Raw genomic sequence first — 16,331 nt, 5'->3', positions numbered from 1 at the left:
CGGATGTCCCGGCGGGGGTGCAATTTTACAGATGATCGCTGCGCTTAGAATGTATAGCGCGCGGTAACACCATAGGTCCGCGGCTGATTTGGATAGCCGGTGAAGCTTCCCTCTTGGCCAACCGCAGGGAATACAGTTGTCAAATATGTCGCATCGGTCAGGTTACGGCCCCAGATCGTGAACTTGATGCTCTCGTCATAGGTCAGTGTCGCAGACGCATTCAGCGCATTAATTTCACGCGTGAAATTGATCGATGTCGGATCGGAAGGATTGTCATCAATCAAATTGACTTTCGACTCGTAATGGTAGTCGGCGCGAAGATTCAGGCCCAGCATATCGCTGAGGTCGATATCATAATCGACGCCCAGGGTTGTCGACAGTGCCGGGATGGTCGACGGGGTTGTTCCCGAAATATCGCCATATACGCTGTTCTCGAAGCTGTCATAGACCGGATCCAGATAGACTACGGCGACGCTGAACTTCAAACCGTCTGTCGGCGAAACATTGCCGTCAAACTCAAAACCCTTTGTGGTTTGTTTGCCAGCATTGGCCAGTTCAAAACCGGTTCCGTTGAAGACGTTCGATTGGAAGCCTTTGATCGACTGGGTAAAGAATGTCAGGTTAAACGCCGCGACATCCCACTGTCCTTTGATACCAATTTCATAAACAGTGGCATTTTCCGGTCCGGCATAACGCGAACCGAAAGTCTGGTTTGGCTGTAACAATCCAGCTGTGCCCAGCGCCGCAGCGTCGGACGCAAACGGACGGCTGTCACGGGACAGGTTGATCGAACTTGCCTTGAAGCCGGTTGCGTAGCTCGCATACACATTCAGGCTTGGCGAAACTTCATAAGCCAAACGAGCCGTGTAGGTCAGCTTGTCATCATTTGTACGGCCATTTTCCACCGCATTGGGCAAATTGACCAAAGGCGGGAAGAATTGCAACGGTGCCAGACCTGCAAGTGGATTTGCACTCGATCCATCGGGCAATGTGATGGTCGGGTTCGCGGCCAGAAACGCCGCGGTAGCGGCATCAACGCCTGCACCGAGCAACAATTGCTCGCGGAATGCCGCATATTGCGGTGCATTGAAATCAATCGCCGCAAAGGCTTCAGTCGCTACAACATTATTGGAGAATTTCTTCTTGTCATTGGTGTAGTTCAGGCCGCCGGTCAGAACCAGGCCATCAGTCAGTTCGAAATCAACCGTGCCGAAGAACGAATAGGCTTCATTTTTGAACGTATAGGCTTCATCATACCCGGTCCCGCTAGCGAAGAAGCGATTGGCATAAACAGCTGGTGAAGCCACAAGGCCTGCAGCGAAATCACTGCCGCCAAAGACAGCTTCCAGAGTATTGAAGTTCAACGCTCCGCCTGTCGCCGCACCAATGAGCGCGTCACCGTAAGCACGGAAATCGTCGCCAAATTTGATGCTGTTTGCGATATCGATCTTCTCGTTGAAATAATAACCACCGAGGAGGAAGTTGATCGGGCCATCAAAATCCGATGCGACACGGAATTCCTGGGTGAACGTCCGTATTTCGGTATCATTGGCATTCTGGCTGAGCAGATCGGCCGCAGTAAAATCGGAGTCTTGATCGCTGAAGGAATCAACGCCACGGTAAGCAGTGATCGACGTCAGTCCGATGGCACCCAGATCATAATCAACCTGCGCCGATCCACCGTAATTTTTGATCCGGTTTTCCGAAGGCAGATTGGTGTAAACATTATAAGAAAATGGGTTCTCAGCATCAAGACCGATGCCACCAGCCAAAGCGTTTACAATAGCGCCCGTCGGCCCGTTGACAACATTGCCGGCGACGCAGCAATCCTCGTCAATTTTGTCGTAGTCGGCAATAAGGCGAATGGACAGATCGTTGGACGGTTCGATCAGCAACTGACCACGGACACCGTAACGATTGCGCTCGTTGACGTCGGTGTTCAGATTGAGGTCGTCGGCATAGCCGTCGCGCTTATTATAATTGCCGGCGAGGCTGAAAGCGATGGTGTCGCTAATCGGCCCGGTAACATCGGCTTTTGCGATGATTGCATTATAGTTGCCATAGCTAAGCTCAGCGGAGCCACCGAAATCGAACTGCGGCTTTTGCGTAACAATACTGATCACGCCGGCAGAAGCGTTTTTGCCGAACAGGGTCGACTGAGGTCCCCGCAAAACCTCGACCCGTTCGAGATTTGGAAGGTCACCAATTTGGGCGGCGGAACGCGAACGATAGACACCATCGATAAACACGCCAACCGAGGGCTCAATGCCGGCGTTATTGGCACCGTTACCGAAACCACGGATGATGAAGTTGGTATTCGCGGAGCTTTGCAGCTGATTAACCCGCAGAGTTGGAGCAAGCGTCTGGAGATCGTTCAGATCGCGGACCTGTGCCTTCGCAATATCTTCAGCACCGGTTACGGTCACTGCTACCGGAATTTCCTGGAGCGTTTGTTCGCGTTTGGTAGCGGTCACGATGATGACGTTTTCGTCAAACGTTTCCTCTTGCTGTACATCCTGCGCATAGACAGGTGAAGCTGCGATGACGCTGCTGAGGGCAGTAGCGGCCAAAAATTTTGCGATGTTCATTAATTTCTCCTGCGCCCCGACCGTTATGTCCGTGGGCTTGAAATAGGGGCGTTAAACAAATGGAGCAGACTGTCCGCTCCTGTGCGGGGCACTGGTTCAAATAACGGGTGCAGTCCAGCGGATATCCCTAAAAAAGACCGCATTACTGCGCATTAATGCAAAATCCTCAAATATCGTTGCAACTAAGTCACAATATTTCAATTTCCGGGAAATGGTGCCCCTGGCCCGACTCGAACGGGCACTCCTTGCGGAACTCGATTTTGAGTCGAGCGCGTCTACCAATTCCACCACAGGGGCTCTTTGGCTGCGTCAATTGACGATCAGCGAAATCGACGCTCTGTTAGCGAACAGGCATTGCGCTGGCAACGGCTTTTTCCTGCCCCGCGACAAACTTCGGAAATTAATATAACCAACTGTCACTGGCCGCCTGACAGAGCCAGAGAGGAAAGGCTGCGATTGCCATCAGACTGCCGAGCGGCAACATCGTGTCGGCGCCAACGCTTCTGCCCCGCAGTTGCCACGTGATCGCAACCAGTATCCCGATCAAAGTGGCACCGACCATGACCAGCGGCAAGGCGTGCCAGCCCAGCCAGCAGCCGATCGCACCGAGCATTTTGGGATCGCCGCCACCGAGCCCATCGCGGTTCCTCAGGCCTTTATAGGCAGCGGCAATGAGCGCCAGAGCGATGAATCCTGCAACCCCGCCAATCAGGCGGTCTTGCAGCGCGGGATCATCGAAGAAGAGACCTGCCAGAAGTCCGAACCCGGCCAGCATCACCGTCAAACGGTCTGGCAACCAGTGATGCTTCACATCCAGGGCCGCCAGCGTCAGCAAAAGCCAGCCAAATACCGCCCCGGCGAACCCTTCAGCGTTGGGCGCGGCAAACAGGGCCAGGCCGCCGATCAGCGCCGCAGCCAGTTCGACTGCAATATGGTCCGGCGCAATCGTCGCACCACATCGGCGGCATTTGCCCGCCTGGAGGATGAAGCTCACCACAGGGATCAGCTCCCAGAAGCGAAGCTGATGCCGGCATTGGTCACACGAGGAACGCCCAGCCATGACCGAACGATCCGCCGGCCAGCGAAGAATCAAGGTCGCCAGAAAGCTCCCTATGATCAAACCAAGGAAAATGCCGGCAATTGGAAAGAGATACGGGGGCAACATGCGCTCCAAACAAGACTCCGCTGCTCGATTGGCACGCTCAGCCCTGCCGTTCAATGGCGCAATTGAAAAAGTGCAGAGCCACGCCTATGTCCGTTTCGAGATTCGCGCTCGCCTAAAGCGGCGCAACAGAACCAGAAAGGCCAACCCATGTCCAATTCCGACCCGATCGTCATTCTCTCCTACGCCCGCACCCCTATGGGCGGTATGCAAGGCGCGCTCGGCGAAGTCAGCGCATCCCATCTTGGTGCTGTCGCGGTCAAGGCGGCGGTGGAACGCGCCGGCGTGGATGGCGCGGATGTCGAACGCATTTACATGGGCAATGTGCTTTCCGCTGGCCAGGGACAGGCCCCTGCCCGTCAGGCCGCCATTTATGCCGGCCTGCCGCAATCGGTTGAGGCCACCACGGTCAATAAAATGTGCGGTTCCGGCATGCAGACCGCAATCATGGGCGCAGAGGCGCTGGCAGCGGGCTCGGTTGACATCATCGTCACCGGCGGCATGGAAAGCATGACCAATGCGCCCTATCTGCTGCCGAAAATGCGCAGCGGTGCACGGCTGGGGCATACCGAAGCGAAAGATCATATGTTCCTCGACGGGCTGGAAGATGCCTATGAACCAGGTCGGGCGATGGGTACGTTCGCCGAAGAAACCGCGGGCGAATATCAACTGACGCGCGAGGCGCAGGACGAATATTCGATTGAATCTCTGGCCCGTGCCAAGGCCGCCGTCGAAGGTGACGATTTTGATGACGAAGTTGTCGCGGTCGAAGTCAAGACCCGCAAGGGCAGCGTCACGGTCGACAAGGACGAACAGCCGCTCAAGGGAAATCCCGACAAGATTCCGCAGCTACGCCCCGCTTTCGCGAAAGACGGCACAATCACCGCTGCCAATGCATCCTCGATTTCCGATGGTGCCGCTGCGATGGTGCTTAGCCGCGCCAGCGTCGCGGAAGCCAAAGGTCTGAAGCCTGTCGCCCGGATCGTGGCCCATGCCGCCCATGCGCACGCACCCGCGAAATTCACCACTGCTCCTGTCGCCGCTATTCAAAAGGTCCTCGACAAAGCTGGCTGGTCAGTTGCCGACGTTGATCTGTGGGAAGTCAACGAAGCCTTCGCCTGTGTCGCGATGTTCGCAATGCAGGATATCGGCATCAGCCGGGACAAGCTGAACGTCAACGGCGGTGCAACCGCTCTCGGCCACCCGATCGGAGCCAGCGGCGCGCGGATCATGGTAACTTTGATCGCAGCGTTGAAAAAACGCGGCCTGAAAAAGGGGGTTGCAGCTTTGTGCATTGGCGGCGGCGAAGCTACCGCTGTAGCGGTAGAACTGACCGACTGAGCTATTTCAGCGGTTCGTCACCCCAGACATCGTTGATGCTGATATAGCCCTGACGACCAGTCACATCGAACAGGCACCAGTTTTTCTCGCATTGAGTCAGACTGCCAACGACGCCCGGTTCGGCGCGCCAGATAATTTTGGCATTATTCGCGGGTAAGGCGCGCATCGCGACCGGCTTGCCGCTGGTCGCGAGCACCAGTCCCGTCCGGGCGGCGCTGAGCAGACGCGCGTGCATCCACCCTTGCGTTCCTTCGTGATCCTCTATCTTTCGCCACGCTTTGTAGCGCGCAAGGATTTTTACCGGCAGCTTCTCGCGCCTGTATATCCACATGGTCGGATATTCGGTGCTGGGGCCGGTACGCATTCGTGCCTCTGGCTCATCTATTGATGCCCAGTAAGGCGGTTCCTGCTGCGCCTTTGCGGCCGACGCAAGCGACAAGCCCGAAATCGCGATGAGCATGAAAGCCAGAATACGCATAATGATTGGTTACTCATTTCCCCGAATATCCATATATAGCCCGAAAAGCTGGGTCGCTTCAATAGTCGCCTGCTTGACCTGAACCAGATTTCAGGCATAGCGATGAACCTATGTCAGACTCACCACGCCCCGCTAATCCCCGTGTCATCATCACCCGCGAATTGGCGGACAGCAATCAGAACCGAATGTCCGAACTATTCGATGCGGTTCCAAATCTGACAGACAAACCCTTTTCCCGCGAAGACCTGATTGCCGCGATGGCCGACTGCGATGTGCTGGTGCCCACGGTGACCGACCAAATCGATGCGGAAATGATCGAAAATGCGCCAGAGCGCCTCCGCCTGATCGCCAGCTTTGGTGCCGGCGTCGATCATATTGACCTTGCCGCAGCACGCGCAAAAAAAATCATGGTCACAAATACGCCAGGTGTATTCACAGAGGACACCGCAGACATGACCATGGCGTTGATATTGTCCGTTCCACGCCGCCTTTCAGAGGGCGAGAGGCTACTGCGCTCCGGCCAGTGGGAGGGCTGGAAACCCTCCGGCATGCTTGGCCATTGTATCGGTGGGAAAAAGCTTGGTATCATCGGCATGGGCCGTATTGGACAGGCCGTGGCTCGTCGCGCATCCGGTTTCGGTATGTCGATTTTTTATCATAACCGCCGTCAATTGCCACCGGCTGTTGAAGAAACGCTGCGCGCCACTTTTATCGCCGATCTCGACGATCTCGTCCGGGAATGCGACATTCTCACGCTCCACTGCCCGCACACGGCCGAAACCCACGAAATGATAAGCGCCGAGCGGATCAGGATGATGAAGCCCTCTTCCTATCTGATCAATACTGCACGCGGTGACCTGGTCGATGAAAATGCCTTGATCGAAGCCCTGCAGAACGAAAAAATCGGCGGGGCCGGACTCGACGTCTATCACAAGGAACCCAATATCGATCCACGCTTCCTGACGCTCAAAAATACCGCGCTGATTCCACATATGGGCAGCGCCACGTTTGAAGGGCGGGAGGCATCGGGAGAGCGGGTGATTGCCAATATCCGCGTCTGGGCCGACGGACATCGCCCACCGGATCAGGTGCTTGAGGGCTGGGTGTAAGCTTTCCGTTGAGTCCCTCTCCCGACTCGACTAGAAATTCCGCGCAATCTGATTCGGCAAGCCAATCAGACATAATAAAATTATAGCAGCGGGGAACATCATGAAATATCCAATCAGAAGTCTGGGCATGCTGTTGGCAGCGATCTGGGCGACTTCTCCGCTGCGGGCCCAGGAATTGCTCGATCCGGCGACCGCAGATGTGGCCAACAGCGGTGATACGGCCTGGATATTGACGTCGAGTGCGCTCGTGCTGCTGATGACCCTGCCCGGACTTGCACTTTTCTACGGCGGCCTTGTCCGTTCCAAAAACTTCCTGTCGGTGCTCATCCAGTGCATGGCGGTGGCGGGAATTTGCTCCGTACTCTGGCTTGTCGTCGGCTACACTCTCGCTTTCGGTCAGGTTACAAACGGATTTTTAGGCAATGGACTCAACTGGATGATGGCGAATCTTGGTAACGTCCGTGAAGATACAACGATACCCGAATCTACCTTTGCCCTGTTCCAGATGACTTTTGCGGTGATCACCCCCGCGCTGATGATCGGTGCCTGGGTTGAGCGTGCGCGCTTCGGCTGGGTCGTCGCTTTTTGTGCGCTCTGGTTGCTGGTAGTCTATGCGCCAGTCACCCATTGGGTGTGGGGCGGCGGCTGGCTCAGCGGCCTTGGCGTCCTCGACTTTGCTGGCGGCATTGTTGTTCATACAACAGCGGGCGTTTCCGCGCTGGTCGTCGCGATCATGCTCGGCAAGCGCATGGGCTGGCCGAAAACGATGATGCTGCCGCACAGCCCTGCCTTGACCGTCGCCGGCGCTGCGATGCTCTGGGTCGGCTGGTTCGGGTTCAACGGCGGCTCCGCGCTGACCGCAACCGATGACGCTTCGGCGGCTATCATCAATACCCATATTGCCGCATCGACAGCCGCGCTGATCTGGATATTGATCGAGAAATTCAAGGTTGGAAAACCAACTGCGGTTGGCGTTGCTACCGGTGCTATAGCCGGACTGGCCACGATCACCCCAGCAGCCGGATTTGTCGGCCCCGGCGCGTCGATCATCATTGGCGTAGCGGCGTCAACAGTCTGCTTCATGGCGGTCGGTCTGGTGAAAAATGGCTTCAAGATCGACGATAGCCTTGATGTGTTCGCGGTCCACGGCGTCGGCGGGATATTAGGCAGTCTGCTACTCGCTCTGTTCATCAGCGAAGGTTTTGGCGGTACCGGCTACGCCGAAGGCATGGCATTCGGCAGCCAGTTTGTCGCCCAGCTGATCGGTGTTGGCGCAGTCGCTATCTGGTCGGCCGTAGCCACGGCGATCCTCGGATTTGGTATCAGCTTCGTCCTTCCCATGCGGGTCAGCGAAGATGATGAACGCGATGGCCTGGATATTTCCAACCATGGTGAACGGGCGTGGGACCTGGACTAGTCATGGAGCCCTTCTCCCACAGGGGAGAAGGGTTTCGGCGCGCACGCGAAATTATCTATTATAATTCAAGATGCAAAAACTGGTTGAATGCACTGGGCTCATAGTCACCGAACGGCGCGCCATTTTCAAAGCCCCGCCGGCGGTAAAGACTGAGTGCGGCTTCAAAATCCGGACCAGAACCGGTTTCCAGACTCAACCGCCGATAGCCGCGTCGCCGCGCCTCTGAAATGATATGATCGAGTAGCGCGAGACCAACCCCTTTGCGCAAATGCCCTGGATCGGTCCGCATCGACTTGATCTCTCCGGTCGAAGCGGAAAGCTGCTTGAGCGCACCAACGCCCATCAATCCTTCACCATCCCAAACCGTCCAGACGGACATATCAGAATCCTGCAACCCGCTCAAATCGAGTGCATAGACGCTATCCGGCGGCGAATTTTGCTGCATTCCGGCGAGATGGGCAGCCAGCAGGTCCTGAACCTGCTGGCCGCTCAGATCATCAAGCCGGATATCCAACTCAGTCGCCCGTCAATATGCGGTCTACCAGTTGCTTCACTGTCGGCACAAAGCCGTTGGAATAGAAGGGATCGGTCCCGAAATTATAGGCACCATGACCGGCGAACATCAGATGTTCCTCGACCGGTGCGCCATGGACGATTTCCTGCAGGCTTTTCTGGATGCAGAAACTGCGCGGATCGGCCAGCCGTCCGGTGCTGAAATTGTCGTGATCCTTCCAGGCCGAGAAACCGCAATGCGAAAGGCAACCCATGCAGTCCGCCTGATCCTTGCGGATCATCTTCGACTCTTCCGGCGTTGCAAACACAAGCGTATTATCGGGCGTTTTCATCGCCATGGTAAAGCCGAGACCATCCCATTCCCGCGCGCGCAGCAAGTCGTTGCGCGTGACCCAGAAATTCTTGCCCTTGATGCCGACGTCCAGCTGGTGAGTATGCTCACCCGCTTTCTCGGTCGAATAGGGAATCTGCCGTTCGGATCGCGCCTCCAGACTGCGGAGGAACTCATTGCGAACCGCAGAACTGTAAAAACCGGTGGGCGAGAATTTGTGCAGAAGAATATCGCCTTCCTTGATCTTGGTCAGCTCGCTTTTCCAGCTTTCCGGGATCGGGCTTTCCTTGGTCAGCAAGGGCCTTGTTCCGAACTGGAACGCAATCTGGCCAAGCTCTTCGCTGTCAATCCAGTTTTCCCAGTCGCGCAAATGCCAGACACCGCCGGCCATGATGATCGGCACGCTGTCTGCAATACCTTCTGCGCGCATCGTATCGCGCAAATCTTTCACCCGTGGATAAGGGTCTTCCGGCTTTTTCGGGTCCTCGGCATTGGACAGGCCGTTATGGCCACCGGCCAGCCATGGATCTTCATAGACTACCGCGGCCATCAAGTCGGGAACCTTTTTATAGGCCCGCTTCCACAGCGCGCGGAAGGCGCGGGCGGAACTGATGATCGGCAGATAGTTTACGCCATATTGCTGGGCAATTTCGGAGAGTTTATAGGGCATGCCGGCGCCGCAGGTAACACCTGCAACCATGCCTTTGGTTTGCTCCAATACGCCTTCCAAGACCTGTTGCGCGCCGCCCATTTCCCACAGGACATTGATATTGATCGCGCCCTTGCCATTGGAAATTTCATAGGCCTGAGTGACCTGCGTAACCGCACCATCGATCGCGTACTGGATCAGTTCCTGGTGCCGCTCTTCGCGTTTCCGACCATGGTAGATTTGCGGGATGACATTGCCATGCTCGTCATAACTGTCCGCATTGACTGCGGATACCGTACCGATACCTCCAGCGGCAGCCCAGGCTCCCGAACTGGCGTGATTGGTGGCTGCGACGCCCTTTCCACCCTCGATTAACGGCCATACTTCCTGACCATTATACTGGATGGGTTTTAAGCCTTTGAACAATGAAATCTCCTATTTTCCTCAAATGCCGATATAGACGGCGAAGCTCTGAAATGCTCGAAAAAACTCTCTTGCAAAATTCGCTATTTGGCGGAGCCGAAATCGGCTCTTCCCAGCGCGTGGCCATAAAGCAGGGCATAGCGACCCAGCATTTTGCTCTCGTTATATTCCGCCTGCGCCTTGAGCCGATTTTGCATTCCCAGATCTTCTCTCAATTGCTGGTGCTGGACCAATGTAGTCAGGGATTCGAAAAACTTGCTCTCATCGCCAAGGGGCTTGATGAAACCGCGATTGGCTTGCGAAACCATCGACTTGATATCACCAACGTCGGTTGCTGCAACCGGCAGGCCAGCCGCCATCGCTTCGATCAATGAGATCGGGAATTGCTCGCTATCGGAAGACAGCGCAAATATATCGAACAGCCCGATATAGCGCGCCGGGTCGGCCAGAAATCCGGGCATCAGCAAGCGGTCGCCTAGTCCGACCCTTTTTGCTTCAGCCAATATTCTGTCTTTTTCGGGCCCTTCACCGACAATTACCAGCCGGACATTATCACCGGCAGCGGCGCAGGCCCGCACCAGACGCGGAAGATTTTTGATCGCGCGCAGCCCGGCGACCGTGCCGACAACCACCTCGCCTTCGCGGCGCGTGAACCCGGGCAAAGCGCCGCGCTGCGGCTTATTTTCGAAACGCTTTACGTCAATCCCGTTGGGGATGCGGTGGATTTTTTGCTCTGGCTGATTCCAGACGTCGGTGGCGATCCGGACCAATTGTTCAGACGGCACGACCAGTGCCTGGGCAGCACCAAGCGCGAATTTGCGGAACCAGTTTCGTTTCCAGTTAAGCTTTTTCTGTTCATCCTCGTTAAAGCCGTCTTCATGATGGATCAGCGGCGGCAGACCCTCGACGCGGGAAAACAGCGTCCGCGCCATCACCCCGTCCATCGCCCCCCAGTTATAGGAAAGGATCAGATCAAACTGCCGGAAATAGGTCACGAATTCACGATAGCGTTTCAATGACGGTTTTCCAGCAAGCGACGGCGCATCCTTGGGAAAGGCCACTTGTACCCTGGAATCAATCCCGTCGCGGGCGGACAGGCTATCGGGCTCAGCCGACAAAATCACATGTTCGGCATCTCCGCCGAAATGGTTCATCAACCGGACGGCGCGCGCTTCCTTGCCACCCAGATTGAAGGTGCTGTGGAGATGCAGGATTTTTGCTGGTTTCATGTGATATTTTTGTGTGGCTGCCGAAGGGATGGTCAATCGATGCGCTGCAACAATTGATCAATGGCGTCAAGCGAGGCGGGTTCCTCCAGCGTCGGCGCGTGCCCGACGCGCGGCACCGTAACCAGTTCGCCCTTGTCCAGTTTTTCAAGCATCTGCCGGGCAACCTTATCGCTGAAAAGGTCCGATAGCTCACCGCGCAAGATAAGAGTCGGAATCTCTTTCATATTCTCCAGCGCGTTCCACAAAGCGCCGCTCCCGCCGCCCTTGCTGTCGAATGGTTCCGCGATTTTCATGTCATAATCCAGTTTGATCCGGCCAGAACTATTCATCCGGTAAACTTTCTTGGCAAAGCCAATCCAGTCTTTCAGCGTGAAATCGGGGAAAATATCGCCACTATTCTCCGCCAGATCGCGTCCGGCGTGAGCCCAGGTGTCAAAACTCCGCCCCTGTCCGACGCTGGCGGCAATCCGGTCGAGGCCTTTCTGGTCAAGTTCCGGGCCTATGTCATTGAGCAGCGCTCCGGCCACACGTGCGGGATAGGCCTTGGCCATGACCATCGTCACCACGCCGCCCAGCGATGTGCCGAAGAAAATCGCCTTCGGAATCTGCAACTGATCCATAAGCCCGATGATATCGGCAAGATATTGCTTCGGATTATAGGAAGCGCTTTCCTTGGCATATTCGCTCAGACCGCGACCACGAAGGTCCACCATTATGATCCGCCGTTTGCCGTCCAGCCATGGACCGAGATATTCAAAATCACGGGCATTGCGAGTCAATCCCGGCACACAAATGATCGGAGTCTTGCCACTGTCGGACGGATAATCCCGCGCGTGCAATTTCAGCCCGTCATCGGATTCCCAGAAAATATCCTGATAAGAATTTTCGTCGCTCATTGTGCGATAGGCCCCCTCTTGCCACTTGCTGTGCAACCGATTAGCCGCCACTGTCAGATAATGCCATATAAACCGCAATCCGAACCGGGCAAGACTGCCTATCAGCCTGATGTCCAGATCACCCAATTGGGTGAAAAAATTGGCGATCCGGTCGCTTCGGCCGATTTCCCCTGCCATATTCTGCGGTTTCGCAATGATCGCTGGGACCAGAGCGTGGGGCTGGACAGTCTGGACCAGCAAGGCTGGATCGATCATTTCGGAAGATTCGAACCGCTACCGGACAATCTCGATCGACCGCTGGCCCTGCGCTATCATGGCCATCAATTCCGCAACTATAATCCCGACATCGGCGATGGCCGAGGCTTTTTGTTCGCTCAGCTGCGAGACCATGAACAACGTCTCATGGATTTGGCAACCAAAGGATCGGGCACAACGCCATGGAGCCGGACCGGCGATGGACGGCTCACCCTGAAGGGTGCGGTGCGAGAGATTCTGGCAACGGAAATGCTCGAAGCGCTTGGCGTCAACACTTCGAAAACTTTCTCGGTCGTTGAAACGGGTGAGAAATTGCAGCGCGGGGACGAACCATCCCCGACACGATCGGCGGTGATGACCCGTTTGAGCCACGGGCATATCCGGATCGGAACCTTCCAGCGCATTGCCTATGAACAAAACGAAGGACTCATGCGCGATCTCGTCAGATATTGTCTTGAACAATATTATGGTGGTGTTCAAACCGACGAACCGGCAACGGAATTATTTGCCAAGGTCGCGCAGGAAGTCGCCAAGCTGGCCGGATCCTATATGACCGCTGGCTTCGTCCACGGCGTACTCAATACGGACAATATCAACATCACGGGCGAAAGCTTCGATTATGGCCCGTGGCGTTTCACGCCTTATTGGGAGCCCGGCTTCACCGCCGCCTATTTCGACCATGACGGACTATATTGTTTTGCCCGACAACCCGAGGCACTGCACTGGAATCTGGCCCAGTTTGCCAGCGCCCTGCGCCTGATTGCCGAGAGTGACCCACTCGTTGCGACGCTGGAAGCTTTTCCCAAAGCTTACGGGACGGCGTTCACCGAACATTTCTGCTGGCGGCTGGGAGTCAGGTCGGAAGGGTTTGAGGAAGACCGCAAACTGGTCGTCGCCGCCGAAACGGGGCTGGCGGAAAAAACAGTGCAGATTGACCAGTTTTTCTTCGACTGGGGCAAAACCGAAAGTCTCGCGCTTCCGAAAGATGATTCCACCGAATTTTCTGAATTTCGCGCGCTGATTGCCAGTCGTTCCCGTTCGCGAGAGCCGGTCAGCAAATATTGGGACAATCCTGTTCCCTGTTCCATGCATATTGAGGAAGTGGAATTGATCTGGTCGGCTATCGCAGACGATGAAAATTGGAATCCACTACAGCAAAAAGTGCAGGATATACGGGCCATGGGCGCGGCTCTTCGCAACGGCTGACGACCAGCCGTACTCAGCTCGGAACATTATCCTGTCGGGTCCGGATGATTCCCGATTTTTGGGGTATTATCTATCCCAAGAGATGTGCCATATACTCACCCTCGTTTACCAGTTGCGTACAGAAAACAGAGGCCATTTTGAGCGACCTGATATCAATAGAACCAGCAACCGGCGCCACCTTGTGGACCGGCTCAACCGGGGATGCGGACGCTGCTGTCGCCAGTGCGCGTGCGGCATGGCCGGCGTGGTCTGCGACAGGATTGGGCAAGCGCATTGAGGCTGTAAAGCGCTATGCCAGCCAGGTCCGAGCGAATGCAGAAGATCTGGCCGAACTAATCTCACGTGAAACCGGCAAGCCGATTTGGGAATCCCGCACGGAAGTGGATTCCGTTGTGAACAAGATCGATATTTCGGTGGACGCCTATGCCGACCGAACCCCGCAGCGCCAGTTGCCAAGTCAGCCGAATATGCGCGCCGCTTTGCGGCACAAGCCGCATGGCGTTCTAGCGGTGCTGGGCCCCTATAATTTTCCGGCCCATTTACCCAACGGTCATATTGTTCCCGCGCTGATTGCCGGAAACACAATTGTGTTCAAACCATCAGAAAAAACGCCGGCGGTTGGCCAGTTTCTGGTTGATATATTCGCCCGGGCCGGCCTCCCGGAAGGCGTGGTCAATATCTTGCACGGCGGCCCGGAGACCGGCAAGCAGCTAACGGCCAATGACGGCCTTGACGGCGTGCTGTTCACCGGATCGGCGCGCACCGGCATAGCATTGAATCGGCAATTCGCATCCCGACCCGACAAGATCCTGGCTTTGGAAATGGGGGGCAATAATCCGATTATCGCCTGGGATACGGACGACATCCACAGCGCCGCCGTCCTCATCGTGCAGTCAGCCTTTCTGTCAGCGGGTCAGCGTTGCTCTGCGGCAAGCCGTCTGATTGTGAAAGACGCGCTCTATGATCGTATCGTCCGGGAAGTGAAGCGCATCGCTGATCGCCTCATCATCGACGAACCCTTTGCCAAACCGGCACCGTTCATGGGGCCGGTGATCGACAATGAAACCGCCGACGGACTGACCGAAAGTTTCCTCGCCCTGATGAGTCATGGCGGCAAGCCGATCAAGCATATGGCGAGACCTGTAGAAGGGCGCCCGTTTCTGACGCCGGGGATTATTGACGTTACGAGCTTGCCCGAACGCCCGGATATCGAACTGTTCGGACCAATATTACAGGTCGTCCGGGTCGCTGATTTTGAGGAAGCCATCGCCGAAGCCAATAATACCCGTTACGGGCTATCCTCTGCCCTGATCGGCGGAACCCCGCAACAATATGACCAATATTGGTCCAGTAGCCGCGCCGGGATCGTAAACTGGAATAAAATGACCGTTGGTGCTTCCTCTCAAGCCCCGTTTGGCGGCATCGGGCTTTCCGGCAACCATCGGCCTAGCGCTTATTACGCTGCCGACTATTGCGCCTATCCCGTTGTTTCAATGGAAGCGGAACGAACCAGAGCGTCGATCGGTATCGGACTCAAGGACGAAGACCAAGCCGGCGGGGTGGAACCCGCGCCCGCCAAATAGCTCAGCTTAGGCTACCCCAAAAACTTCTGTTTTGAACATGCCGGTCGATGCGCGCATATCGCATCTATGAAAAGAACATCAAATAGCACCGCTCCGTCGGGCAAAGTCTATCTGGTCGGCGCTGGCCCGGGCGATCCCGATCTGCTGACGCTGAAGGCAGCTAAACTGCTGCAACGCGCCGATGTGATCGTTCACGATGGCTTGGTCAGCGACGAAATTCTGGAGCTGGCGCCGCCATCCGCGCGCCGCTTTTCGGTCGCCAAGAAACGGTCGCTGCACAGCGTTGCCCAGGACGAAATCAACGCTCTCCTGATCAACGAAGCGACGAAAGGCCAGCTTGTCGTCCGGCTCAAGGGCGGCGATCCGTTTATTTTCGGCCGCGGTGGTGAAGAAGCAGACGATTGTATGGCCGCTGGCGTGGAGGTCGAAGTCGTCCCCGGCATTAGTGCCGCACTGGGTTGCGCCGCTCAGGCGAGAATGCCCCTCACCCACCGCGATGCTTCCAGTGCGGTTTCTTTTGTCGCAGGTCAATGCAAGGGTCTGTCCGATCAGAACTGGTCAGGCCTTGCCGGAAAAGGCCGCACGCTGGTTATCTATATGGGCGTCGCCAATGCTGAAGCGATCGTCGAGAAGCTGATCGCCGATGGCGCGGCTCCCGATCTGCCGGTTGCGGTACTGCAAAATGGAACCCGCAGCGACTTCCGTGCGCTGCGCACGCTACTGACCGACCTCGGTGATCTTGTCCGGCGCGAAAATGTGCAGAGCCCGGCCTTGCTCGTTGTTGGCGATGTCGCCCGATATGGCGATGCCGAGGAAAAGTTCATGGAATTTGCTGAAATAGCGGGAGTGGTCGCATGAATATATTGACCGGAAATGATCTCAAGACTGGTGACGTTATCTGGTGGACCGGCCTTGACTGGTCACGTTTTGTCAAAGACGCCGCAGATGTTGGCGATCAGGGCGAAGCGATCCTGCAGCGCGAGGAAGCCGCCCGCCGGGTGAACTCCCCCTATATTATCGACGCTGAACAAACCGACGACGGCCCGCGACCGGCGCATATCAAGGACCGGGTCCGCGCACTCGGACCGACCGTTCGTCCCGACCTGACATTGAAACCGGCCGATCCCGACGCCGGCTTATGGGTGATCTGA

Annotated in this window: 14 protein-coding genes and 1 tRNA gene; 7 read left to right on the top strand and 8 right to left on the bottom strand. The window is 56.2% G+C overall.

Annotation, left to right across the window (positions count from 1 at the left end):
* Window positions 1-44: 44 nt before the first annotated feature.
* From ACN0WX_RS10325 to ACN0WX_RS10315, 3 genes are all read right to left on the bottom strand, one after another.
* Entirely contained in the window at window positions 45-2,588 is a 2,544-nt protein-coding gene (locus ACN0WX_RS10325; RefSeq protein ID WP_417622229.1) for a TonB-dependent receptor, read from the bottom strand.
* Between the two features lie 212 nt (window positions 2,589-2,800).
* Window positions 2,801-2,885, bottom strand: a tRNA-Leu gene (locus ACN0WX_RS10320).
* 103 nt (window positions 2,886-2,988) lie between these two features.
* A complete protein-coding gene (locus ACN0WX_RS10315) occupies window positions 2,989-3,753 on the bottom strand; it encodes a prepilin peptidase (RefSeq protein ID WP_417622228.1) in 765 nt (254 codons plus the stop codon).
* 147 nt (window positions 3,754-3,900) lie between these two features.
* Between ACN0WX_RS10315 and ACN0WX_RS10310 the strand changes: the two genes are divergently transcribed.
* Window positions 3,901-5,091 carry an acetyl-CoA C-acyltransferase gene (locus tag ACN0WX_RS10310; protein ID WP_417622227.1) on the top strand — a complete coding sequence of 397 codons (1,191 nt, stop codon included), beginning with the start codon at window positions 3,901-3,903 and terminating at the stop codon, window positions 5,089-5,091.
* Between the two features lies 1 nt (window position 5,092).
* Here the strand turns inward: ACN0WX_RS10310 and ACN0WX_RS10305 are convergent, their stop codons facing one another.
* Window positions 5,093-5,569 carry an SH3 domain-containing protein gene (locus ACN0WX_RS10305; RefSeq protein WP_417622226.1) on the bottom strand — a complete coding sequence of 159 codons (477 nt, stop codon included), beginning with the start codon at window positions 5,567-5,569 and terminating at the stop codon, window positions 5,093-5,095.
* 110 nt (window positions 5,570-5,679) lie between these two features.
* Here ACN0WX_RS10305 and ACN0WX_RS10300 point away from each other — a divergent pair, with 110 nt between their 5' ends.
* Window positions 5,680-6,678, top strand: coding sequence for a 2-hydroxyacid dehydrogenase (locus tag ACN0WX_RS10300; protein ID WP_417622225.1), 999 nt, complete (start codon window positions 5,680-5,682; stop codon window positions 6,676-6,678).
* A gap of 100 nt (window positions 6,679-6,778) precedes the next feature.
* On the top strand, window positions 6,779-8,095 hold the full coding sequence (locus tag ACN0WX_RS10295; RefSeq protein WP_417622224.1) for an ammonium transporter: 1,317 nt from the start codon (window positions 6,779-6,781) through the stop codon (window positions 8,093-8,095).
* A 58-nt stretch (window positions 8,096-8,153) separates the two neighbouring features.
* On the opposite strand, the gene ACN0WX_RS10290 is transcribed toward ACN0WX_RS10295, so the two are convergent.
* From ACN0WX_RS10290 to ACN0WX_RS10275, 4 genes are all read right to left on the bottom strand, one after another.
* Complete coding sequence (locus ACN0WX_RS10290) at window positions 8,154-8,609, bottom strand: GNAT family N-acetyltransferase (RefSeq protein WP_417622223.1); 456 nt, start codon at window positions 8,607-8,609, stop codon at window positions 8,154-8,156.
* Window position 8,610: 1 nt separating this feature from the next.
* The gene (locus ACN0WX_RS10285) at window positions 8,611-10,014 is read right to left on the bottom strand and encodes an NAD(P)H-dependent flavin oxidoreductase (RefSeq protein ID WP_417622222.1); all 1,404 of its coding nucleotides are present in this window, start codon (window positions 10,012-10,014) and stop codon (window positions 8,611-8,613) included.
* 80 nt (window positions 10,015-10,094) lie between these two features.
* Window positions 10,095-11,240: a glycosyltransferase gene (locus ACN0WX_RS10280; RefSeq protein WP_417622221.1), complete on the bottom strand. Its 1,146-nt coding sequence runs from the start codon at window positions 11,238-11,240 to the stop codon at window positions 10,095-10,097.
* 32 nt (window positions 11,241-11,272) lie between these two features.
* Window positions 11,273-12,136 (bottom strand): alpha/beta fold hydrolase, encoded by an 864-nt coding sequence (locus tag ACN0WX_RS10275; protein ID WP_417622220.1) that lies wholly within the window; start codon window positions 12,134-12,136, stop codon window positions 11,273-11,275.
* A 60-nt stretch (window positions 12,137-12,196) separates the two neighbouring features.
* On the opposite strand from ACN0WX_RS10275, the gene ACN0WX_RS10270 reads away from it, so the two are divergent.
* The 4 genes from ACN0WX_RS10270 to ACN0WX_RS10255 all read left to right on the top strand — a co-directional run bounded on the left by ACN0WX_RS10270 (window position 12,197) and on the right by ACN0WX_RS10255 (window position 16,331).
* Complete coding sequence (locus tag ACN0WX_RS10270; RefSeq protein WP_417622219.1) at window positions 12,197-13,597, top strand: protein adenylyltransferase SelO family protein; 1,401 nt, start codon at window positions 12,197-12,199, stop codon at window positions 13,595-13,597.
* Between the two features lie 134 nt (window positions 13,598-13,731).
* Window positions 13,732-15,180, top strand: a complete 1,449-nt coding sequence (astD, locus tag ACN0WX_RS10265; RefSeq protein ID WP_417622442.1) for a succinylglutamate-semialdehyde dehydrogenase — start codon at window positions 13,732-13,734, stop codon at window positions 15,178-15,180.
* Between the two features lie 66 nt (window positions 15,181-15,246).
* The gene (gene cobA, locus ACN0WX_RS10260; RefSeq protein ID WP_417622218.1) at window positions 15,247-16,038 is read left to right on the top strand and encodes a uroporphyrinogen-III C-methyltransferase; all 792 of its coding nucleotides are present in this window, start codon (window positions 15,247-15,249) and stop codon (window positions 16,036-16,038) included.
* A complete protein-coding gene (locus ACN0WX_RS10255) occupies window positions 16,035-16,331 on the top strand; it encodes a DUF2849 domain-containing protein (protein WP_417622217.1) in 297 nt (98 codons plus the stop codon). The genes cobA and ACN0WX_RS10255 overlap by 4 nt, the downstream gene beginning before the upstream one ends.

Origin of the sequence: Parasphingorhabdus sp., assembly GCF_048269915.1 — a bacterium.
GTDB lineage: Bacteria > Pseudomonadota > Alphaproteobacteria > Sphingomonadales > Sphingomonadaceae > Parasphingorhabdus.
The sequence above is the reverse complement of the archived record's forward strand: the minus strand, read 5'-3'. Positions and strand labels throughout refer to the sequence as shown.

Coding starts and splice junctions, on each gene's coding strand:
- ACN0WX_RS10300 (WP_417622225.1), top strand. CDS start 5,680: ATGTCAGACTCACCACGCCCCGCTAATCCCCGTGTCATCATCACCCGC.
- ACN0WX_RS10315 (WP_417622228.1), bottom strand. CDS start 3,753: ATGTTGCCCCCGTATCTCTTTCCAATTGCCGGCATTTTCCTTGGTTTG.
- ACN0WX_RS10255 (WP_417622217.1), top strand. CDS start 16,035: ATGAATATATTGACCGGAAATGATCTCAAGACTGGTGACGTTATCTGG.
- ACN0WX_RS10325 (WP_417622229.1), bottom strand. CDS start 2,588: ATGAACATCGCAAAATTTTTGGCCGCTACTGCCCTCAGCAGCGTCATC.
- ACN0WX_RS10305 (WP_417622226.1), bottom strand. CDS start 5,569: ATGCGTATTCTGGCTTTCATGCTCATCGCGATTTCGGGCTTGTCGCTT.
- ACN0WX_RS10270 (WP_417622219.1), top strand. CDS start 12,197: ATGCCATATAAACCGCAATCCGAACCGGGCAAGACTGCCTATCAGCCT.
- ACN0WX_RS10295 (WP_417622224.1), top strand. CDS start 6,779: ATGAAATATCCAATCAGAAGTCTGGGCATGCTGTTGGCAGCGATCTGG.
- ACN0WX_RS10280 (WP_417622221.1), bottom strand. CDS start 11,240: ATGAAACCAGCAAAAATCCTGCATCTCCACAGCACCTTCAATCTGGGT.
- ACN0WX_RS10310 (WP_417622227.1), top strand. CDS start 3,901: ATGTCCAATTCCGACCCGATCGTCATTCTCTCCTACGCCCGCACCCCT.
- cobA (WP_417622218.1), top strand. CDS start 15,247: ATGAAAAGAACATCAAATAGCACCGCTCCGTCGGGCAAAGTCTATCTG.
- ACN0WX_RS10275 (WP_417622220.1), bottom strand. CDS start 12,136: ATGAGCGACGAAAATTCTTATCAGGATATTTTCTGGGAATCCGATGAC.